Raw genomic sequence first — 21,440 nt, forward strand, 5'->3', positions numbered from 1 at the left:
TCGACGGGGGTCCACGATGAAGATCACGGTGTTCGGGGCGACGGGCGGGGTGGGCCGCGAGGTGGTCCGGCAGGCCCTCGCGGCGGGCCACGAGGTGACGGCGGTCGTCCGCGACCCCGCCCGGCTGGATGTGCCGGCGCAGGAGCGGCTGCGGGTGGCGGTGGTGGCCGACCTGACGGACGGGTCGGCGCTGCTGCCGGTCCTGGCGGGTCAGGACGCGGTGGTCTCGGCGCTGGGCTGCGCGAGCAACAAGCAGGCGCGGCTGCACCCGGTCACCGGGCCGGCCCTGCGGTCGGTCGTCGCCGCGATGGAGCGGGCGGGGGTCGGGCGGCTGACGGCGGTCAGCGCGGCGCCCCTGGGGCCGGACGCGGAGGGGGACGGGGTGCTCCTGCGGAAGGTGGGCTATCCCCTGCTGCGGTGGGCGCTGCGCGACCTGTACGCCGACCTGGAGGTCATGGAGGCCGTCATCGCGGCGAGCGGGGTGCGGTGGACGGTGGTCCGGCCGCCGCGTCTCCTGAACCGGCCCGGGGCGGGCCGCTACCGCCGCGCCCTCGACGCCAATGTCCCGGGCGGCCGGGTGATCGCCCGCGCGGACGTGGCGACGGCCCTCCTGGACACCCTGTCCGACCCGTCGACGACGGGCCACGCGGTGGGCGTCGCCGCGTAGCGGTGGGCGTCGCCGCGTAGGCCCTGGCCGGGCGGTGCCGGGGTGCCGCTGCACGGGACTGCTCCCCGCCCGCCCTTCCACCGTTCCCAGGGGCTCCGCCCCTGACCCCGATACCGTGCGCCGCACGCCCGGTGCGCTCCATCTCCCCCGGCCCCGCCCCCGTTTGAGGCGCGGGGGTCTGGGGGCGGAGCGCCGCCCCCGCCCCGCCGGACTACGCCTTGCGGGCCCGGGTCGTCTTCTTCGCGGGGGCCGCCCGCTTCCTCGGGGCCCGCGCCGCCGGCACCGGCGCGGCGTCGGAGATCCGCTCCGCCCCCAGGATGTCCCGCAGGAACTTGCCGGTGTGGCTCGCGCCCACCGACGCGACCTGCTCCGGCGTCCCCTCGGCGACGACGAGACCGCCGCCGTAGCCGCCCTCGGGGCCCATGTCGACGACCCAGTCCGCGGTCTTGATGACGTCCAGGTTGTGCTCGATGACGATCACCGAGTTCCCCTTGTCCACCAGGCCCGACAGCACCTTGATCAGCTTCGAGATGTCCTCGAAGTGCAGACCGGTCGTCGGCTCGTCCAGCACGTACACCGTCCGCCCGGTCGACCGCTTCTGGAGCTCGGACGCCAGCTTGACGCGCTGCGCCTCGCCGCCCGACAGCGTCGGGGCCGACTGCCCGAGGCGGACGTATCCCAGGCCGACCTCCGTCAGCGTCTTCAGGTGGCGGGCGATCGTCGGAACCGCCTCGAAGAACTCCAGCGCCTCCTCGATCGGCATGTTCAGGACTTCCGCGATGGACTTGCCCTTGTAGTGGACCTCCAACGTCTCCCGGTTGTACCGGTCGCCGTGGCACACCTCGCACGGGACGTACACGTCCGGCAGGAAGTTCATCTCGATCTTGATCGTGCCGTCGCCGGAGCAGTTCTCGCAGCGGCCGCCCTTGACGTTGAAGGAGAAGCGCCCCGGCAGGTAGCCGCGCACCTTCGCCTCCATCGTCTCCGCGAAGAGCTTGCGCACGTGGTCGAAGACGCCCGTGTACGTGGCCGGGTTGGACCGCGGCGTCCGGCCGATCGGCGACTGGTCGACATGGACCACCTTGTCGACCAGGTCGTCGCCGTCCACCCGGGTGTGGCGCCCGGGCACGGACCGCGCGCCGTTCAGCTCGCGCGCCAGGTGCGTGTACAGGATGTCGTTGACCAGCGTGGACTTGCCGGAACCCGACACGCCCGTGACCGCCGTGAGGACGCCCAGCGGGAAGGACACGTCGATGTCCCGCAGGTTGTTCTCCTTGGCGCCGTGGACGGTGAGCCTGCGCTCGGCGTCCACGGGCCGGCGCACGTCCGGCACGGGGATGGACTTCTTGCCGGACAGGTACTGGCCCGTCATCGACTCGCCGTTCTTCAGCAGCTCCTTCAGCGAGCCGCTGTGCACCACCTTGCCGCCGTGCTCGCCGGCGCCCGGGCCGATGTCCACGACCCAGTCGGCCACCTTGATGGTGTCCTCGTCGTGCTCGACGACGATCAGGGTGTTGCCCATGTCCCGCAGCCGCACCAGCGTCTCGATCAGCCGGTGGTTGTCGCGCTGGTGCAGGCCGATGGACGGCTCGTCCAGCACGTACAGCACGCCGACCAGGCCGGAGCCGATCTGCGTCGCCAGGCGGATGCGCTGGGCCTCGCCGCCCGACAGGGTGCCGGCGGCGCGGTTGAGGGAGAGGTAGTCCAGGCCCACGTCCACCAGGAAGCGCAGCCGCTCGTTGACCTCCTTGAGGACCCGCTCGGCGATCTTCTTGTCGCGGGCGTCGAGCTTCAGCCGTCCCAGGAAGTCGGCGCACTCGCTGATCGACATCGCGGCGACCTCGGCGATGGACCGCTCCATCACCGTCACCGCGAGCACGATCGGCTTGAGCCGGGTGCCCTCACAGGTCGGGCAGGGCACCTCTCGCATGTAGCCCTCGAAGCGCTCGCGGCTCGCGTCGCTCTCGGACTCGGCGTGCCGGCGCTTGACGAACGGCACGGCGCCCTCGAAGGCCGTGGTGTACGCGCGCTCGCGCCCGTAACGGTTGCGGTAGCGGACCTCGATCTGGGTCTTGTGCCCGTACAACAGGGCCTTCCTCGCCCGCTGCGGCAGCCCAGCCCACGGGATGTCGGTCCGGAAGCCCAGCTCCCCGGCGAGCGCGCCGACCAGCCGCTGGAAGTAGTCCTTGGTGTGGCCGAGCGACCAGGGCGAGACCGCGCCCTCGTCCAGCGACTTGTCCTCGTCCGGGACGATCAGCTCCGGGTCCACCTCCATGCGCGTACCGATGCCGGTGCACTCGGGGCAGGCGCCGAAGGGCGAGTTGAAGGAGAAGGAGCGCGGCTCCAGCTCCTCGAAGGACAGGTCGTCGTACGGGCAGTAGAGGTGCTCGGAGTACATCCGCTCACGCTCCGGGTCGTCCTCGGCGAGGTCGACGAAGTCCAGGATCACCATGCCGCCGGAGAGGCCGAGGGCGGTCTCGACGGAGTCGGTGAGCCGGCGCTTGGCGCTGTCCTTGACGGTGAGGCGGTCGACGACCACCTCGATGGTGTGCTTCTCCTGCTTCTTCAGCGTCGGCGGCTCGGAGAGCTGGACGGTCTGGCCGTCCACCCGGGCCCGGCTGTAGCCCTTGGTCTGGAGGTCGGCGAAGAGGTCGACGAACTCGCCCTTGCGCTCGCGCACCAGCGGCGACAGCACCTGGAAGCGGCTGCCCTCGGGCAGGGCCAGGACCTTGTCGACGATCGCCTGCGGCGACTGCCGGGAGATCGGGCGGCGGCACTCGGGACAGTGCGGCTTGCCGATGCGGGCGAAGAGCAGGCGGAGGTAGTCGTAGACCTCGGTGATCGTGCCGACGGTGGAGCGGGGGTTGCGCGAGGTCGACTTCTGGTCGATCGAGACGGCCGGGGAGAGGCCCTCGATGAAGTCGACGTCGGGCTTGTCCATCTGCCCCAGGAACTGGCGGGCGTACGACGAGAGCGACTCGACGTAGCGGCGCTGGCCCTCGGCGAAGATCGTGTCGAAGGCCAGGGAGGACTTGCCCGAGCCGGAGAGTCCGGTGAAGACGATGAGGGAATCGCGGGGCAGGTCGAGCGAGACGTTCTTCAGGTTGTGCTCGCGAGCGCCACGAACGATGAGACGGTCGGTCACGCCGGTCCGCACCTTTCTTGAGAGAGCGGGGGCACGGGCCCCCGGCTGTCCAGGGTATGGGGGGCGCCTCTGCGATGGACTGTGTCTGGACTTCCGAGCGTATAGCACGCACATTCGATTTACGGCACGCGCAAGAGGGCTTCACCCGATCGTGTGGCGGGGGCCTCACGGCCACTAGGCTCGGACCCATGACTGATCATGTGCACGACCTGGCCTCTGTACGTGAAGCCACCGACCGACTGCTGAACGCGGTCGCGAAACTGGACAACTCCTCACTCGCCGAGGAGTCACACCTCCCCGGCTGGACCCGCGGCCACATCCTGGCCCACCTGGCGCGCAACGCCGACGCCCTCGTCAACGTCTTCGAGGGCCGCCCCATGTACGAGAGCGCCGCCGCCCGCGACGCGGACATCGAGCGCGACGCCGGCCGGCCCCTGGAAGAACACCTGGCGGACCTCCGTGATTCCGGGGCCCGCTTCCTCGCCACCACCGAGCCCGACCAGGACTGGCAGCGCACCGTCGAGCTGCGCAACGGCGTCACCGACCTCGCCGCGAACGTGCCGTTCCGCCGCCTCGTCGAGGTCGAGCTCCACCACGTCGACCTCAACATCGGCTACGAGCTCTCCGACCTCCCGGCCGAGTTCGCCGACCGGGAGATCGCCTTCCTCGCCGACCGCTGGTCCGGCCGCCCGGACGTCCCGCCGGTCACCCTCCAGTTCCCGGACGGCGGCTTCGTCGCGCGCACGGGCGGCACCGAGGGCACCCCGGTGACCCTCAGCGGCGCACGGGACGACCTGCTCGGCTGGCTGGCCGGCCGCGGCCTCAAGGGCGCCCACCTCGCCGTCGAGGCGGGCGATCACCTGCCCGAGCTCCCCGCGCTCTAGGATTCCGACATGACGTACAGCGGAGCGGTCAAGGTCGGCGGTCCCGCCGACGTGCACGAACTCGCCGACCTGATGATTTCCAAGGTCGCGGTGGGTTCCATGAACAACAACGCGTACCTGCTGCGCTGCCGGGCCACCGGCGAGCAGCTCCTGATCGACGCGGCGGCCGAACCGGACACGCTGCTGAACCTGATCGGCGACGACGGCATCGCGTCCGTCGTCACCACGCACCAGCACGGCGACCACTGGGGCGCGCTCCAGCAGGTCGTCGACGCCACCGGCGCCCGGACCTACGCGGGCGCCTTCGACGCAGAGGGCATCCCCGTACCCACGGACGTCCTGGTCCAGGACGGGGACGTGATCACGGTCGGACGGGTCTCCCTGACCGCCCGCCACCTGGTCGGCCACACCCCCGGCTCCATCGCCCTCGTCTACGACGACCCGCACGGGCACCCGCACGTGTTCACCGGCGACTGCCTCTTCCCCGGCGGCGTGGGCAACACCTGGGGCGACGCGAAGAACTTCGCCCGCCTCATCGACGACGTCGAGACCAAGCTGTTCGGGCAGCTGCCGGACGAGACCTGGGTCTACCCGGGCCACGGGAACGACACCATGCTCGGTACCGAGCGCCCCCACCTCGCGGAATGGCGCGAGCGCGGCTGGTGACCCGCGTGCGCATGTGCCGGCGTCAACACCGTGCGGCCATGCGCTCCTTCCGGTCGACCTCGACCGAACGCATGTCCCGAGGGGGCGGGCTGGGGTAGTTGCTGCACCATGCGACACCACCCCTCCCCGTCCCCCGTCCCCTCCCCGCGCGTGCGCCCGCCCGGCGCCGCCGCCTCCCCCTCGATGCTGCGGCTCGCCCTGGCCTCCCTGATCGGGACCGCCATCGAGTTCTACGACTTCTTCGTCTACGGCACGGCCGCCGCCCTGGTACTCGGCCCGCTCTTCTTCCCCTCGTTCTCCCCGCTCGCCGGAACCCTCGCCGCCTTCGGCACGTTCGGCATCGGCTTCCTCGCCCGGCCGCTGGGCTCCGTGCTCTTCGGGCACATCGGCGACCGCTACGGGCGCCGCCCCGTGCTGCTCGCCTCCCTGCTGCTGACGGGGCTGGCCACGGTGGCGGTCGGGTGCGTGCCCTCGTACGCCTCCATCGGCATCGCCGCGCCCGTCCTGCTGCTCCTGCTGCGCTTCCTCCAGGGGCTCGGGCTCGGCGGGGAGTGGGGCGGCGCGGTGCTGCTGACCGCCGAGCACGCCCCGGAGGGGCGGCGCGGGCTGTGGTCGAGTTTCCCGCAGATGGGGCCGTCCGCCGGGTTCCTGCTGGCCAACGGGCTGACGCTGGCGCTGTCCGGCGCGCTGAGCGACGAACGGTTCACCGCCTGGGGCTGGCGGGTGCCCTTCTGGTGCGCGGGGCTCCTGGCGCTGGCCGGGCTGTGGCTGCGGCGGTCGGTGGAGGAGACCCCGGAGTTCCGCGCCCTCACCGAGACGGGCCGGAGGGCCGAGTCCCCGCTGCCGGAGGTCGTACGGGGCCACTGGCGGCTGCTCCTGCTCACCGGCGGGGCGATGTCGGTCGGGTACGCCGTCTTCTACGCGGTCACCACCTGGGCCCTGGCCTACACCACCGGGCGCCTGGGCATGGACCGCACCCTGATGCTGGCCGTGGTGATGGCCGCCGTCCTGCTGATGGGGCTGGTGACGCCCCCGCTGGCGGCGCTCGGCGACCGCTGGGGGCGGCGGCCGCTGTGTCTGGCCGGGAGCGCGGCCTGCGCGGTGTGGATGTTCCCCTTCGTGGCCCTGCTGAGCAGCGGGGACCCGCTGCTGGTGACGGTCGCCTGCGCCGGCGGGCTGCTGGCGATGGTCCTGATGTACGCCGTGGCGGGGGCGTACCTGCCCGAGCTGTACGCCCCCCGGATCCGCTGCACCGGCGCGGCCGTCGGCTACAACCTCGGCGGGGTGGTGGGCGGCGCCCTGACCCCGGTCGTGGCGACGGCCCTGGCGGCCGGCTCGGGCCCGCCGTGGGGTGCGGCGGTGTACCTGACGGCGGTCGCCCTGCTCAGCCTCGTCTGCTTCGCTCTGCTCCCGGAGACCCGGCCGGCTCCGCCCTCGCCCTCGGCCGAGGACGAGGCCGGGGCCGGGGCCGGAGCCGGAGCCGGGGCGGGTACGGAAACGGGAGCGGGGGCGGCCGAAGCGGCCGCCCCCGCGTAGCCCGGCCCCTCCGGGCCCGGCCGGATCAGGCGTCGACGCTCCGGGTCTCCTCGGCGGCGGCTTCGGCCGCCGCCTGCTTCTTCGAGGCGATCAGGCTGGTGATCGTGGTGATCACCAGGACCCCGCAGATGACGCCCAGGGAGACGGGGATGGAGATCTGCGGTACGTGCACCCCGGACTCGTGCAGGGCGTGCAGCACCAGCTTGACCCCGATGAAGCCCAGGATGACGGACAGGCCGTAGCTGAGGTGGACCAGCTTCTCGAGCAGGCCGCCGATCAGGAAGTACAGCTGGCGCAGGCCCATGAGGGCGAAGGCGTTGGCGGTGAAGACGATGTACGGGTCCTGGGTGAGGCCGAAGATCGCGGGGATCGAGTCCAGGGCGAAGAGGACGTCGGTGGTGCCGATGGCGAGCATGACGACCATCAGCGGGGTCAGGACGCGCTTGCCGTTGGTGCGGATGAAGAGCTTGGTGCCGTGGTAGCGGTCGGCGACGCCGAACTTCTTCTCGATCGACTTGAGGAGGCGGTTCTCCTCGAACTCCTCTTCCCCCTCGTCCTTGCGGGCCTCCTGGATCAGCTTCCAGGCGGTGTAGATCAGGAAGGCGCCGAAGAGGTAGAAGACCCACGAGAAGCTGGTGATGATCGCGGCGCCGGCGGCGATGAAGACCGCGCGCAGGACCAGGGCGATCAGTACGCCGATCAGCAGGACGCGCTGCTGGAGGTGGGAGGGCACCGAGAACTTCGCCATGATCAGGACGAAGACGAAGAGGTTGTCCACACTCAGGGACTTCTCGGTGATGAAGCCGGCGAAGAACTCCTGCGAGGCCTGGCCGTTGCCGGTGAACAGCAGGCCGAGGCCGAAGAGGACGGCGAGGACGATCCAGACGACCGTCCAGGTTCCCGCTTCCTTGATGGAAACGTCATGGGGCTTGCGGCCGATGAGGAAGTCGGCGCCGATGAGGATGCCCAGACCGACGATGGTCAGCACCCATAGGGTCAACGAAACGTCCACGGTATTCACGCCTCCGGCGGATGGCTCAGCACATGGTCAGCGTCATCGCTGCCGGAGGTCTCTTCCACCCGGCCGGCTCGCGGGGCCGTGGGCCGACGCCCCGGGACCACTGCGTCGAATGAACCGAGCAGTCCGTACTGACGGGAACGCCGCGCAGGAAACAGCAGGAATACTCCCCTCCGCAGGTCCCAGGGTACCCGCGGAAGGAGGCAAAGGTAAAGGGATGCCCAAAGAGGGGTCACCTGATGGTCATCGGCCGGTCATGGGCGGCCCCCTCCCCTACGGGCGGGCGTCCCCGCGGGCCCGGGCGACGCGTTCCAGCGTCTGGTCGAGGACCTCGCTGCCCTGCGGGGGCAGATCCGGCTCGAAGGTCCAGGCGTGCTGGACCCACGGGTCCGCGAGGTGGTGGTCGGGGACGGGCGACAGCCGCATCAGCGAGCGCCACAGCGGGTCCAGCAGCGGCCCGTACGCGGAGGCCTCGTCGCGGTCGGCGACCATCAGCAGGTGCACGCCGACCGCCGGCCCCTCGTCGGCCAGGTAGCGCAGCTGGGTGACAGCGCGGTCGTCGAAGCCGTGCGGGAAGTCGTGCACGATGAGCAGCTGCTCGGCGGGGTCCAGGTCCGGGGGCAGGTCCTCGGGCGCGCCGGCGCGCAGCGCCATCTGCACGAGGTCCACCCGCCGGGTCAGCCGCGCGAGGGTCTCGGCGACCCCGGCGGCGCCGGCGGCGGGCGGCGCGGCCAGCAACCCGGCGCGCACCAGCGGGGCCAGCGCGGCGGAGCCCGCTCCGGCGGGGTCGATGACGTGGACGGAGAACCGGTCGGCCGGGTGGACGGCCAGCAGCCGGGCGGCGTGGGCGACGGCCATGTCCAGGGCTGCGCGGCGCAGCCGGTCGGTGTCCATGGCCATGGCGGCCTCGGAGCCGGTGCGGCCGTTGTCGATCCACAGGCCGCGCTCCAGCGGGAGCCGCATCAGCAGGGGGATGCGCAGGCCCGGGCTCTCGGGCAGGCCGAGGTTGCCCAGCCGCAGGGCGAGGGGGCCTTCCTCGGTGATGTCCCGGCCGTGCCAGACGGGGCTGTCCCAGCGGGCGTACGCGGCCGGCAGCGCGGGTTCGACCACCTCGGACTCGGCGGTCAGCTGGACCAGGTCGCGGTCGAGGACGGCGCGGGCGCGGGCGACCAGTTCGTCGCGGCGGACGCGCGCGGTCTCGCGGGCGTCGTCGGAGCCCGTGAGGCGGCGGCTCGGGTCGGACAGGGCCTCGTCCAGCTCGCGGTCGAGCCGGGAGTCGGCGAAGTCGACGGCGCTGCGGTAGGCGGCGACGGTGCGGGCCAGGTCCTCGAACATGCCCCAGACCTGGTTGTAGAGCCGCTCGTCCATGGACCAGCCGGCGGCGTCCCCGGCGACGGGGGCCGGGGGCCCTTCCGGGTCGGCGGGGTCGGCGGCGGGTGCCGGGCGGGGTGCCGGCTCGGGCGCCTCGGCGGTGGTGCGGCGGCGGCGCGGGTGGGCGTAGTCGATGGTGGGCCGGGATCCGTCGGGCTCGGCCGGGGCCGGCGCGGGGCCGGGCGGGCGGGCGTGGGGGACTGCGGAGACGGGGATCGGGTCCGGCGGCGCGGGGGCGGCCGCGGGCGGCTGCGGGGCGAGGTGGCGGGTGGCGTCCGAACCCTGGGCGTGCGTCGGGAGGGAGGTGGGCGGGCGGCCGGCGTCGCCGGTGCGGCGGGCCGTGCGCAGGGCCTCTTCGGTCAGCGCGGCGGCTTCCGGCGCGGCGAGTCCCCCGTCGGCGAGGAGGGCCGCGAGCCCGTCGGCGTACCCCTGGCCGACGGCCCGTACCTTCCAGGCGCCCTGGCGGCGGTAGAGCTCCAGGGCGATCAGGGCGGTCTCGGCGTCCAGGTCGGCGGGGGCGAAGGCCGCGAACTCGGCCCCGCCCTGTTCGGCGATCGCCAGGTGCGGTACCGGCACGGCTCCGAAGCGCGCGGGGCCGCCGGGCGGCAGGACGAGGACCACGCCGATGCTGTGGACCCCGGCCTCGACGGCGTCGAGGTCGACGGCCAGGATATGCCGCTCGGCCGGCTCCTCGGAGACGCGGACCCCCGGGAGGCCGGGGGCGCCCGGGTGCGCCAGGGCCCTGGGGCCGGTGAGCCGGCCCCTTTCGTCCGCCAGCGAGGCCAGTACGAGCACGGCGGTGCCCGCCGAGACCCTGACCTCCACCCGGCTGTGGGACACGGGGTGGTTCTGCCCCCGGACCAGTTCGGCCGTCATCGTGCAGCCCCTCCCCCGTGCCTTCTTCTCTTGTTTCCCGGTGTTCCGGTGTCCGTGTGCCGGTGTTACAGGTGCGGCAGGATGGCCGGCATGAGGTCCTGGAAGGTCCGGCCGTTGGCCGGGTTTCCGAGGGCCGTCATCTGCCAGCCGCCGCCGGCCCGGGACACCTTCGCCATGATCTGGGCTGTGTACTGGCCGCCGCCGTCGAGGGTGTAGCGGGCCAGTTCCTGGCCGTTGGTCTCGTCGACGATGCGGCAGAACGCGTTCTGCACTTCCTGGAAGGTCTGGCCGGTGAACGAGTTCACCGTGAAGACGATCGTGTCGATGTGCACCGGTACGCGCTGGAGGTCGACGAGGATGGCCTCGTCGTCCCCGCCCTGGCCGACGCCGCCGACGAGGTTGTCGCCGGTGTGCCGGACGGAGCCGTCGTCGCTCTGCAGGTGCCGGAAGAACACGACGTCCACGGGCTGCTTGTCGGCGAACAGCACCGCCGAGGCGTCCAGGTCGATCTCGCGGGTGCGCGAGCCGAACAGCCCCCGGCGCTTGGCAGCCTGCCAGCCGAGGCCCATCCGGACCGCGGTCAGCGTGCCTCCGCCCTGCTTCTCCAGACTGATGGCCTGACCCTTGGTCATGTTGACCGTCACGCGCGTCCCCTCTCCATAGCCACCCCCAGGCAGCGTGTACCTGCGGCTGTTCCCACACCCTACTGACCGGCCAAGGGTCAGGCGAGGCCCGCTTCCCGCATCTGCCGGAGCTCCTTCTTGAGCTCGCCGACCTCGTCCCGGATGCGGGCCGCGACCTCGAACTGGAGCTCGGCGGCCGCTGCCCTCATCCGCTCGGTCATCTGCTCGATGAGGGCGGCCAGTTCGGCTGCGGGGCGGTCCGTGAGCACCTCGGCACCCTTGGCCCCCTTCGCTCCCCTGGCCCCCTTGCCGGCCTTGGCCGGAGCGCCCGCGCCGAGCGCCGGGACCGGGGCCTTCGCTCCCTTGCCGTCCTTGCTCTGCCGGTAGCCGGTGCCGAGCAGCTGTTCCGTGTCGAGCTCCTCGCGGGCGATGGTGGCGACGATGTCGTTGATCTTCTTGCGGAGCGGCTGCGGGTCGATCCCGTTGGCGGTGTTGTACGCGATCTGCTTCTCGCGGCGCCGGTTGGTCTCCTCGATGGCCTTCTCCATCGCCGGGGTGATCTTGTCCGCGTACATGTGGACCTGGCCGGAGACGTTGCGCGCGGCGCGGCCGATGGTCTGGATGAGGGAGGTCCCGGAGCGCAGGAAGCCCTCCTTGTCGGCGTCGAGGATCGCCACGAGCGACACCTCGGGCAGGTCGAGGCCCTCGCGCAGGAGGTTGATGCCGACCAGGACGTCGTACTCGCCGGAGCGCAGCTCGCGCAGCAGCTCGATGCGGCGCAGGGTGTCGACGTCGCTGTGCAGGTAGCGGACCTGGATGCCGAGCTCCAGGAAGTAGTCGGTGAGGTCCTCGGCCATCTTCTTGGTGAGGGTGGTGACCAGGACGCGCTCGTCCTTCTCCACCCTCTGGCGGATCTCGTGCACCAGGTCGTCGATCTGGCCCTCGGTGGGCTTGACGACGACCTCGGGGTCGACGAGTCCGGTGGGACGGATGATCTGCTCGACGAAGCCGTCGGCGCGCGAGAGCTCGTAGGCGCCGGGGGTGGCCGACAGGTAGACGGTCTGGCCGATGCGCTCCTGGAACTCCTCCCACTTCAGCGGCCGGTTGTCCAGCGCGGACGGCAGCCGGAAACCGTGGTCGACCAGGGTCCGCTTGCGCGAGGCGTCGCCCTCGTACATCGCGCCGATCTGCGGCACGGTGACGTGCGACTCGTCGATGACGAGGAGGAAGTCCTCGGGGAAGTAGTCGATGAGCGTGTTGGGCGCGGAGCCGCGCTCGCGGTCGTCCATGTGCAGCGAGTAGTTCTCGATGCCGGAGCAGGAGCCGATCTGGCGCATCATCTCCAGGTCGTACGTGGTGCGCATGCGCAGGCGCTGGGCCTCCAGCATCTTGCCCTGCTTCTCCAGCTCGGCGAGGCGCTCGGCCAGCTCCGCCTCGATGCCGGCGATCGCCTTCTCCATGCGCTCGGGGCCGGCGACGTAGTGGCTGGCGGGGAAGACGTACAGCTCGCGGTCCTCGCTGATGACCTCGCCGGTCAGCGGGTGCAGGGTGGAGAGCGCCTCGATCTCGTCGCCGAACATCTCGATGCGGACGGCCAGTTCCTCGTAGACCGGGAAGATCTCGATGGTGTCGCCGCGCACCCGGAAGGTCCCCCGGGTGAAGGCCACGTCGTTGCGGGTGTACTGGATGTCGACGAAGCGGCGCAGCAGCTGGTCCCGGTCGATCTCCTCGCCGACCTTGAGGGGGACCATCCGGTCCACGTACTCCTGCGGGGTGCCGAGGCCGTAGATGCAGGACACGGAGGCGACGACGATCACGTCGCGCCGGGTGAGCAGCGAGTTGGTCGCGGAGTGGCGCAGCCGCTCCACCTCCTCGTTGATCGAGGAGTCCTTCTCGATGTAGGTGTCCGACTGCGGAACGTAGGCCTCGGGCTGGTAGTAGTCGTAGTACGACACGAAGTACTCGACGGCGTTGTTCGGCAGGAGCTCGCGGAACTCGTTCGCCAGCTGGGCGGCGAGGGTCTTGTTCGGCGCCATCACCAGGGTCGGGCGCTGGAGTTTCTCGATCATCCAGGCGGTGGTCGCCGACTTGCCGGTGCCGGTCGCGCCCAGCAGGACGACGTCCTTCTCACCCGCGCGGATGCGCTTCTCCAGCTCGGCGATGGCCGCCGGCTGGTCGCCGCTGGGCTGGTAGGGGCTGACGACCTCGAAAGGCGCCACCGTTCGTTCGATCTTCGATACGGGCCGCATGACTCCACCGTACGGCCCCCCACTGACACCCGGGCGCCCCGCACGCGCCCCGTACCCGTCGGGAGGTGTCCGCCAGGGAGCCGACGGGTCCGTCGGACGGAGCGGGCCTTCCCCCTTTCTGGTCCGTTTGTCGTAGTTCGGTGGCGTCCGTGTGATCTTCGAGCCCATGATCGCGGTGAACGCTCCGCCGTGAAGTGCACAGCCACAACATCTGCCGCTCCGCATCCGTCTGACGCGGGAACAGGGCTCACGACCCGAGGAGAACGCACATGTACGTCCGATCCGCCGCCGCCGCCGCGGCAGCCGCCGCCTTCCTGGGCTTCACCCTGACCGTGCTGGGCGGGACGGCGCCGGCCTCCGCCGGTCCCGGGTCCGCGCCGGGATCGGCGGGGCTCCTGGGCCCCACCGTGTACGCCCACCGGGGGGCCTCCGCGTACGCCCCGGAGAACACCCTCGAAGCGATCGACCTGGCGATGCGGCTGGGCTTCGACTGGGTCGAGAACGACGTCCAGCGGACCAGGGACGGCGAGCTGGTGGTGATCCACGACGACACCCTGGCCCGCACCACCGACGTCGAGCAGGTCTTCCCCGACCGCAGGCCCTGGCGGGTCAAGGACTTCACGGCGGCGGAGATCGCCCGGCTGGACGCGGGCAGCTGGTTCTCCCCCCGCTTCGCCGGCGCCCGGGTGCCGACCCTGCGGCAGTACATGGAGCGGGTCCGGGACAACCGCCAGCGCCTGCTGCTGGAGATCAAGAAGCCGGAGCTCTATCCGGGGATCGAGGAGCAGACCCTGAAGGTCCTGGAGGAGACCGGCTGGCTGGACGCGCAGCACGTCGCGCGCCGGCTGGTGGTGCAGAGCTTCAGCGCGGAGTCCGTGCGCGTCGTGCACCGGCTGCGCCCCGGCCTGGTCACGGCCTTCCTGGGCACCCCGGCCGTGGCCGACCTGCCCCGGTACGCCGAGTTCACCGACCGGATCAACCCGTGGCACACGACGATCTCGGCCGACTGGGTGGCGGCGGTGCACCGGCTGCGTGGGGCGCACGGCAAGGCGATGGAGGTGGACACCTGGATCGTGGACGACGCGCCCACGGCCCGGAAGGTCCGGGAGATGGGCGTGGACGGGATCATCACGAACGCCCCCGACGTCGTACAGGAGGCCGTGGGCGGCCACTAGGACCGACGCCTCCGCGGGCGGGGCTGTCGGTGGGGCGCCGTACCGTGGAGGCGTGGACAGCACCGAGCGGCCCCGCGGGCCGCACCTCGAATGGACCGTCCTCCCCAGCGAGATCGGTCCCCTGCTCCTGGCCGCGACCCCCGAGGGTCTGGTCCGGGTGGAGTTCCATGCCGGGCCCGACCGGCTCGGCCGGATGATCGACGCGCTGGTCTCCCGGCTCGGCGCCGACGCCTGGCGGCCGGACCCGGGCCGGGAGGTGCTGCTGGCAGAGCCGATACGCCAGCTGGAGGCGTACTTCGCCGGCGCGCTGCGCCGCTTCGACCTGCCCCTGGACTGGCGGCTCAGCTCCGGGTTCAACCGCCAGGTGCTGCTGGAACTCGACCGGTCGGTGCCCTACGGGTCGGTCGTCGGGTACGGCGAGCTGGCCGCCCGGGTCGGGCAGCCGGGGGCGGCCCAGGCCGTGGGCAACGCCATGGGCTCCAATCCGCTGCCGCTGGTGGTGGCCTGCCACCGCGTGGTGGAGAATGACGGAGGCATCGGGGGCTTCGGGGGCGGGCTGGAGGCCAAGCGGACCCTCCTCGCTCTGGAGGGCGTCCTCCCGCGGCCCCTCTTCTAGCGGGGACGTGTCGTCGAAGTCCCCTCCGCCCCTTCCGGAACTCGCCCCCGGCGCCCCTGTCGGGCCCTCCTTGCGGATCCCGGCCGTCCGGCTCTACCCGGTTCCCCCGGGCGGTAAGGGGTGGGACACTGCGGCGGTGACTACTGCTGCCGCCTGCGGCCCCACCGCGTACGGTCCCTCCCGACCCGTCCCGCCCGCGCGCCCGCGACGGGGGTGTCCGGCGTGACGGCCTCCCCCGGAACCCCGCCCGCGGCGTCCTCCGCCGCGGTGCAGGCCGGCCCGCCCGTCTCCGCGGCGGATCTGCCCCGCATCCAGCGCCGGATCTCCGCGGTCCTGATCGCCGGGCAGATGCTGGGCGGCCTGGGCGTGCCGATCAGCATCGCCCTGGCCCCCGTACTGGCCACCGAGATCAGCGGCACCGAGGCCCTGTCCGGCTTCGCCTCCACCGCCGCGGTGATCGGCACCGCCCTGGTCTCCCTGCCGCTCGCCGCCCTGACGACCGCCCGCGGGCGCCGGGCGGGGCTGACGGCGGGCTACGCGATCGGCACGCTCGGGGCGGGTCTCGTCGTCCTGGCCGCCTCGGTGAAGAGCTTCCCGCTGCTCATGCTCGGCATGGCCGCGTTCGGCGCCGCCTCCTCGGCCAACCTCCAGGCCCGCTTCGCCGCGGCCGACCTCGCCGCCCCCGACCGGCGGGCCCGCGCGATCTCGGTGGTGGTCTGGGCCTCCACCGTCGGCGCGGTGCTCGGCCCGAACCTCTCGGCCCCGGCCAGCGACAGCTTCGCCGGCACCTCCATACCCCAGACTGCGGGGCCCTTCCTGTGGGCCGCCGCCGTCTTCGTCCTCACCGGCACCCTGCTCGGCACCCTGCTGCGTCCGGACCCGCTGCTGACCGCCCGGGCACTGGCGGCGCCCGGCGAGGAGACCCGCCAGGGCCGCTCGCTGCGCGCCGGGCTCGCGGCCGTCAAGGCCTCGCCCCGGGCGCGACTGGCGCTGCTCACCGTCGCGGTGTCGCACACCACCATGGTCTCGATCATGGTGATGACCCCGGTCGACCTCGGCCACCACGGCGCCGGCCTGAAGCTGGTCGGGCTGGTGATCAGCGGGCACATCGCGGGCATGTTCGCCTTCTCGCCCGTCATGGGCTGGCTCGCCGACCGGCTCGGCAGGTTCTCCGTGATCGGCCTCGCCGCCGGGCTGCTCTCGCTCGCCGCCCTGCTGGCCGGGACCGCCGCCGGCAACCACGCGCAGAGCGCGGCCGGCCTCTTCCTGCTCGGCCTGGGCTGGTCCGCAGGCATGGTCTCCGGATCGGCGCTGCTGACCGACTCGGTGCCGCAGCCCGCGCGGGCCGCCGTACAGGGCCTGAGCGACCTGACGATGAACGCGGCGGCCGGCCTCGGCGGTGCGGCCGCCGGCCTGGTCATGTCCCAGGCCGGCTACGGCTGGCTCAACGCCATCGGCGCTTCGCTGCTGCTGCCGATGGCGGCGCTGGCCCTGTTCACCGCCCGGCGCCACCCGTCGGCCGCCGTGCAGGGGGACGTCAGAGGTTGATGTGGTAGGCCTTGCGCAGCGTCTCGTGGACCGTCCAGGTGGTCCGGTCGCCCTCGCGCAGCACGCAGGCCGATCCGGGAGCGAGCTCCAGCGTCGCGCCGCCCTCGACCTCGACGGTGGCGCGGCCACTGACGACCACGAACAGCTCGTCGGCCTCGGTGTCGGTGACCACCCCGGGGGTGATCTGCCAGATGCCCCGGATCTGGGAGCCGTCCCCGGACTCCCAGAGCACCTTCCCCGTCACCACCGGACTGCCGGAGACGATCTGCTCGGGGTCGAGCTCCTCGGCCTCCAGCTCTCCGTCGGGGACGTCCGCGACGGAAAGGGCGAAGGAGGCGGGGGCGTTGTGGTCACTGGTGCTCATGGTGCGCCAGCCTAGGGCGCTCGCACCGGCCGCGGGGTGATCAGAGCGTCCAGCGCGAACGCGGCGCACGCGTCACTCCGTCGAGCCGCGGGGGCGGCTTCGCGCCGGAGTGGGGAGGGGCGCGTTTGGGGCTCCGCATCCCGTGCCATGGATGGGGACATGCCACAGCACAGAGCATCCGAGGTCCCGGTCCTGTCGGACGAGGTGCGCGAGGCCCTCGCCGCGCGCAGGCCCGTCGTCGCCCTGGAGTCGACGATCATCGCGCACGGCCTGCCCCGGCCCCGCAACCTCCAGGTGGGCCTGGAACTGGAGGAGCTGGTCCGGGCGGAGGGCGCGGTCCCGGCGACGGTGGCGGTGGTCGACGGGGTGGCGTACGCGGGCCTGGACAAGGCCCGCCTGGAGCGGATCGCGGGGGCCGAGGGCGTGCGCAAGCTCGGCCACCGCGACCTCGCCCCGGCCCTCGCGGCGGGTGCCACGGGCGCGACGACGGTCTCGGCGACGGCCCACCTGGCCGCGCGGGCCGGCCTGCGGGTCTTCGCCACGGGCGGACTGGGCGGCGTGCACCGGGAGTTCGCGCAGACCCAGGACGAGTCGGCGGACCTGTCGCTGCTGGCACGCACCCGGATCACGGTGGTGTGCGCGGGGGTGAAGTCGATCCTGGACGTCCCCGCCACGCTCCAGCGGCTGGAGACGCTCGGCGTCGGGGTCGTCGGCTACCGGACGGACCGCTTCCCCGGGTTCTACCTGGCCGACTCCGGCGAGCCGGTGGACTGGACGGTGGAGCGCCCGGAGGAGGTGGCGGACGTGATGGCCGCCCAGGACGCCGTGGGCGGACCCGGATCCGCCCTGGTGGTGGCCAACCCGGTGCCCGTGGAGGAGCAGCTGGACCCCGGCCTCCACGACCGCGTCCTGGCGCAGGCGCTGGCCGAGTGCCGGGAGCGCGGGATCACGGGGCAGGCGGTGACCCCGTTCCTGCTGGGGTTCCTGGTGCGGGCGACGGGCGGGGCCTCGCTGGAGGCGAACCTGGCGGCGGTACGGGGCAACGTGCGGCTCGGGGCCCGGATCGCCGGGGCGTGGGCGGACCGGGCGTGACGGGGGCACCGGGTGCGCTGCTGGTCGTCGGGGACGTGGTCACGGACGTGGTGGCGGTGCACCGGGAGCCCCTCGCCCCGGCCACGGACACCGCCGCCCGCATCCGCACGCTGCCCGGTGGGGCCGGCGCCAACGCGGCCTGCTGGGCGGCCAGTACGGGCACCGCCGAGGTGCGGCTCCTCGCCCGCGTGGGGTGCGAGTCCGCGCGCTGGCACGAGCGGGCGCTGGTCGACGCCGGGGTGCGGCCCCGGCTGGTGGTGGACCCGGCCGAGCCGACCGGAACGGTGGTGGCGCTGGTCGGGGATGACGCGGAGCGGACGTTCCTGACCGACAGCGGGGCCTCCCTGCGGCTGTGCCCCGCCGACTGGGCGCCCGCGCTGCTGGACGGCGCGGCCCACCTCCATCTGTCCGGCTACCTGTTCTTCGCCGAACCGAGCCGGGAGCTGGCCCTGGTCGCGCTGCGGGCCGCGCGGACGCGGGGGGTGCCGGTCAGCGTGGACCCTGCGTCGGCGGGGTTTCTGGCCGAACTGGGCCCCGAGGCCTTCCTGGCGGCGGTGGCGGGCGTCGAGGTCCTCCTGCCGAACGAGGACGAGGCCCGGCTGCTGGCCGGCCTGCCGGACACGGCCCGGGCGGCGGAGGCCCTCAGCCGGCGGGTGCCGCTGGTGGTGGTGACGCGGGGCACGGGCGGGGCCCTCGTCGCCGAGGGCGGGCGGATCACGGCCGAGGTCGAGGCGGAGCCCGCGGACGCGGTGGACACCACGGGGGCGGGGGACGCCTTCACCGGCGGCTTCCTGGCCGCCCGCCTGTCGGGCGCCGCCCCGACGGCCGCCACCCGCGCGGGCTGCCGCGCGGCGGCCCGAGCGGTGACCCGCCTGGGCGGCCGCCCCTGAACCGACCCGGCCCCGCAGCCGCCCGGGTCTGACCCCGGCCCCGCCGGCCGGCCGGAGCACTAGCGGTCGCGGAGGCCGGCCCAGGCCGGGTGGCGGGGGTCGTCCGCGCGGACCAGGACGTCCGCCGTCGACGCCGGGTCCGTCTCGCGGGCGTAGCGGGCGAACGCGGGCAGGGTCCAGCGCTCGGAGGGGGCCGTGCGCCGGGCCAGCGCCCCCTCCGAGAGGCTGACGTGCACGCTCAGGTCGAAGGGGAACCAGTGGCCCAGCAGCAGCGGGCCGTGCACGATCAGGGCTCCGCCCGGGGGGAGTTCGACGTACGGGCTGCGGGTCGCGCGGTCGGTCACCGGGTCCCACAGGTCGGGCAGGACCCGCCCGCTGCCGCCCGGGTCCGTCGGCGCGAAGACCTCGCGCCACAGCGCGCCGGTGTCGTACCAGCCGCCGAGGTACGCGTCCACGTCCTCCCGCCCGAACTCGAACCGCAGGGACGCCGGCCGCAGGAACCCCCCGGCCCCCACCACCTGCACGGACCGGCCGCGCAGCCGCAGGGCCTCGGCCAGTTCCCCGGCCAGGACGCCGGTGTCGGCCGCCGGCGCCCCGTCGATGCCCACGCGGTGCCACGTACCGCCCTCCGGGGGCGCGCCGAGGTGGCCGGCGAGCCGCTCGGCCATCCGCTGCCAGGTGATCGCTTCGAGCTTCACGGGCCCATTGTCAGTGGTCGCGCTTAGCGTTTTTCACGAGGGATCACCGGTGAACAGGAGCCGGCGGTCCGACTCTTTGGGGAGGGGTCTGTCATGGCTCGGGAGACGACGTACCTGGAGCTGTCGCAGGAGGACGGCGCGGCGCACAAGTTCTACGAGGTGACCGTGGACGGCGTCCAGGTCTCCGTGCGCTACGGGCGCATCGGCGCGGCCGGGCAGCTCCAGAGCTCGTCGTTCCCGACCGTGGAGAAGGCCCGGGCGGCCGCGGCCAAGAAGATCGGCGAGAAGGTCCGCAAGGGGTACGCCCCGGCGGTGCGGGGGGCGCGGGCCGCGCGGGCGGTGACTCGCCGGCAGGTGGCCTCGGCGCCGTCGACGGCCCGCGCGGTGGCGCCGGTGCTGTGGCGCTTCCGCACCGGCTCCGCGGCCTTCGGCATCCACGTGGACGAGGACCGCTGCTGGGTCGGCAACCAGGCCGGCGACGTCTACACGGTGAGCCACGGAGGCGAGGTGCTCGCCCGCTACTCGCTGCCGGACGGGGTGAAGTGCCTGGTCGCGGACGAGTTCTGGATCTATGCGGGCTGCGACGACGGCACGGTGTACGACCTGTCGTCGAAGGTGCCGTTCGCGGCGTACGGGATAGCGGCCGATGTCGACATCTACTGGCTCGACATCCACGAGGGCGTGCTCAACGTCTCCGACGCGAACGGCGGCCTGACCGTCATCGACCACGAGGACGAGCACCAGTGGTCGCGCAGGTCCGCCGGCGGCGGTGCCTGGATGGTCCGGGCGGACGAGCGGGCGGTGTACCACGGCCACAGCGGCGGTGTGACGGCCTACGCGGCGGACGGCACGGGCCAGTTGTGGCACACCGGGACGCCCGGCGGGGTGCTGTTCGGATGGCAGGAGCAGGAGGCGGTGTACGCGGGCACGGTGCGCAACACCGTGCAGCGGCTGTCGAAGGCGACGGGCGCGGTCGAGGCCTCGTACCCGTGCGACGCGGCCGTGTACTCGTGCGCGACGTCACCGGACGGCCGCCACGTGTTCGCCGGTGACTCCTCGTCCTCGGTGTACTGCTTCGACGCCGACGGGCGGCGGCTGTGGAAGCTGGGCACCGGCGGCGGGTCCGCGCTGTCGATGCAGTACCTGGACGAGCGGCTCTACCTGGTCACGACGGACGGCTCGCTGGTGTGCGTGGACGCGAGCGAGTCGGCGATCGCGGCTGCCCAGCAGGGGTCCGTGCCGGCGGCGGTGGACGTGAAGTCCGCGGCGGCGCTGCCGGTCTTCACCCCGGCGGCCTCGGCGGCCGCGGTGGCGACGGTCTCGGTCGCCTCGGTGCCGTCGGGCGGTGTCGTGGTCGAGTGTGTGCAGGTGGGCGGGCGGATGCGGGTGCAGGTGGTGTCGGACGGCTTCGAACCGAGCTGGAACGTGCAGTTCCCGCGCGGTATACGGGAGGCCGGGGCCCGGTACGTGGTGGACGGCCTGCACGCGGCGACCGGTGGCTTCTACCGGGTGCGCGGGGAGATACGCCGGCTGGTCTGACCCGTCGGGCCGCCGGGGCTGCGGTCCGCGGGCGGTGCCGTGGTGGACGGGGGTCTCCACGGCACGGCCCGCGGGCGCGCGGGGACCGTCGCGCAGGTGTGGTCCGGACAGTCGCAGGGGGTGGCGCCGGGCGGCTTCGGGGCGGGGACGGCCCAGGGCTGGTCGTCGGCGAGTCCGCAGGTGATGTGGAGGACGACGGGGGCGGTGCCGAGGTTGCGGCCGAGATGGACGTGGTCGTGGCCTTCGGGTTCGACGAAGGTGGCCCCCGCGGGGTGGACCTCGACGGTGCCGTCGCACAGGATCCGGGTGAGGGTGCCGGAGGCCACGACCGCGATCAGCGGGACGAGGTGGTAGTGCCAGCCCGTGCAGCCGCCGGGTGCGATGACGACCTCCCGGCCCGTGAGGTCCGCCGGGCCCCCGGTTCTCGGTCGCCGATCCGCCATGGCCTGCCGTCCGCCCATACGCTGTCCTCCCTGCGCTCTC

Annotated in this window: 18 protein-coding genes; 10 read left to right on the forward strand and 8 right to left on the reverse strand. The window is 73.1% G+C overall.

Annotated features, from left to right (window positions below; all coding sequences use genetic code 11):
• Positions 1-16 precede the first annotated feature (16 nt).
• Positions 17-667 carry an NAD(P)-dependent oxidoreductase gene (locus ACFY15_RS11595; RefSeq protein ID WP_390685845.1) on the forward strand — a complete coding sequence of 217 codons (651 nt, stop codon included), beginning with the start codon at positions 17-19 and terminating at the stop codon, positions 665-667.
• Positions 668-878: 211 nt separating this feature from the next.
• Here the strand turns inward: ACFY15_RS11595 and uvrA are convergent, their stop codons facing one another.
• Complete coding sequence (gene uvrA / locus ACFY15_RS11600; RefSeq protein WP_390685844.1) at positions 879-3,812, reverse strand: excinuclease ABC subunit UvrA; 2,934 nt, start codon at positions 3,810-3,812, stop codon at positions 879-881.
• 188 nt (positions 3,813-4,000) lie between these two features.
• On the opposite strand from uvrA, the gene ACFY15_RS11605 reads away from it, so the two are divergent.
• The 3 genes from ACFY15_RS11605 (at position 4,001) to ACFY15_RS11615 (ending at position 6,898) form a co-directional block, all read left to right on the forward strand.
• Positions 4,001-4,696, forward strand: coding sequence for a maleylpyruvate isomerase family mycothiol-dependent enzyme (locus ACFY15_RS11605; protein ID WP_390825402.1), 696 nt, complete (start codon positions 4,001-4,003; stop codon positions 4,694-4,696).
• Between the two features lie 9 nt (positions 4,697-4,705).
• A complete protein-coding gene (locus tag ACFY15_RS11610; protein ID WP_390685842.1) occupies positions 4,706-5,362 on the forward strand; it encodes an MBL fold metallo-hydrolase in 657 nt (218 codons plus the stop codon).
• Between the two features lie 183 nt (positions 5,363-5,545).
• Positions 5,546-6,898, forward strand: coding sequence for an MFS transporter (locus tag ACFY15_RS11615; protein WP_390825521.1), 1,353 nt, complete (start codon positions 5,546-5,548; stop codon positions 6,896-6,898).
• A gap of 25 nt (positions 6,899-6,923) precedes the next feature.
• On the opposite strand, the gene ACFY15_RS11620 is transcribed toward ACFY15_RS11615, so the two are convergent.
• The 4 genes from ACFY15_RS11620 to uvrB form a co-directional block, all read right to left on the reverse strand.
• The gene (locus ACFY15_RS11620) at positions 6,924-7,910 is read right to left on the reverse strand and encodes a TerC family protein (RefSeq protein WP_390685841.1); all 987 of its coding nucleotides are present in this window, start codon (positions 7,908-7,910) and stop codon (positions 6,924-6,926) included.
• Positions 7,911-8,189: 279 nt separating this feature from the next.
• Positions 8,190-10,163, reverse strand: coding sequence for a TerD family protein (locus ACFY15_RS11625; RefSeq protein WP_390825403.1), 1,974 nt, complete (start codon positions 10,161-10,163; stop codon positions 8,190-8,192).
• A gap of 65 nt (positions 10,164-10,228) precedes the next feature.
• The gene (locus ACFY15_RS11630) at positions 10,229-10,807 is read right to left on the reverse strand and encodes a TerD family protein (RefSeq protein WP_079425755.1); all 579 of its coding nucleotides are present in this window, start codon (positions 10,805-10,807) and stop codon (positions 10,229-10,231) included.
• 77 nt (positions 10,808-10,884) lie between these two features.
• The gene (gene uvrB, locus ACFY15_RS11635; RefSeq protein WP_390685839.1) at positions 10,885-13,035 is read right to left on the reverse strand and encodes an excinuclease ABC subunit UvrB; all 2,151 of its coding nucleotides are present in this window, start codon (positions 13,033-13,035) and stop codon (positions 10,885-10,887) included.
• Between the two features lie 269 nt (positions 13,036-13,304).
• On the opposite strand from uvrB, the gene ACFY15_RS11640 reads away from it, so the two are divergent.
• From ACFY15_RS11640 to ACFY15_RS11650, 3 genes are all read left to right on the forward strand, one after another.
• Positions 13,305-14,210, forward strand: a complete 906-nt coding sequence (locus tag ACFY15_RS11640) for a glycerophosphodiester phosphodiesterase (protein WP_390685838.1) — start codon at positions 13,305-13,307, stop codon at positions 14,208-14,210.
• Positions 14,211-14,262: 52 nt separating this feature from the next.
• Complete coding sequence (locus tag ACFY15_RS11645; protein ID WP_390685837.1) at positions 14,263-14,826, forward strand: methylated-DNA--[protein]-cysteine S-methyltransferase; 564 nt, start codon at positions 14,263-14,265, stop codon at positions 14,824-14,826.
• Between the two features lie 222 nt (positions 14,827-15,048).
• On the forward strand, positions 15,049-16,374 hold the full coding sequence (locus ACFY15_RS11650) for an MFS transporter (RefSeq protein ID WP_390685836.1): 1,326 nt from the start codon (positions 15,049-15,051) through the stop codon (positions 16,372-16,374).
• Here ACFY15_RS11650 and ACFY15_RS11655 read toward each other — a convergent pair.
• Positions 16,364-16,738: a cupin domain-containing protein gene (locus ACFY15_RS11655; RefSeq protein ID WP_390685835.1), complete on the reverse strand. Its 375-nt coding sequence runs from the start codon at positions 16,736-16,738 to the stop codon at positions 16,364-16,366. The genes ACFY15_RS11650 and ACFY15_RS11655 overlap by 11 nt on opposite strands.
• Positions 16,739-16,897: 159 nt before the next feature.
• On the opposite strand from ACFY15_RS11655, the gene ACFY15_RS11660 reads away from it, so the two are divergent.
• A complete protein-coding gene (locus tag ACFY15_RS11660; RefSeq protein ID WP_390685834.1) occupies positions 16,898-17,830 on the forward strand; it encodes a pseudouridine-5'-phosphate glycosidase in 933 nt (310 codons plus the stop codon).
• Positions 17,827-18,720 carry a carbohydrate kinase family protein gene (locus ACFY15_RS11665; protein WP_390685833.1) on the forward strand — a complete coding sequence of 298 codons (894 nt, stop codon included), beginning with the start codon at positions 17,827-17,829 and terminating at the stop codon, positions 18,718-18,720. Before ACFY15_RS11660 ends, ACFY15_RS11665 begins: the two co-directional genes overlap by 4 nt.
• A gap of 59 nt (positions 18,721-18,779) precedes the next feature.
• Here ACFY15_RS11665 and ACFY15_RS11670 read toward each other — a convergent pair whose 3' ends face one another.
• Positions 18,780-19,418: a uridine kinase gene (locus ACFY15_RS11670; protein WP_390685832.1), complete on the reverse strand. Its 639-nt coding sequence runs from the start codon at positions 19,416-19,418 to the stop codon at positions 18,780-18,782.
• 93 nt (positions 19,419-19,511) lie between these two features.
• Here ACFY15_RS11670 and ACFY15_RS11675 point away from each other — a divergent pair, with 93 nt between their 5' ends.
• Complete coding sequence (locus ACFY15_RS11675; RefSeq protein WP_390685831.1) at positions 19,512-20,957, forward strand: WGR domain-containing protein; 1,446 nt, start codon at positions 19,512-19,514, stop codon at positions 20,955-20,957.
• Here the strand turns inward: ACFY15_RS11675 and ACFY15_RS11680 are convergent.
• Positions 20,921-21,418, reverse strand: coding sequence for a hypothetical protein (locus tag ACFY15_RS11680; protein WP_390685830.1), 498 nt, complete (start codon positions 21,416-21,418; stop codon positions 20,921-20,923). The genes ACFY15_RS11675 and ACFY15_RS11680 overlap by 37 nt on opposite strands.
• Positions 21,419-21,440: the final 22 nt, after the last annotated feature.

The sequence above is a fragment of the Streptomyces sp. NPDC001373 genome, from assembly GCF_042895815.1.
GTDB lineage: Bacteria > Actinomycetota > Actinomycetes > Streptomycetales > Streptomycetaceae > Streptomyces.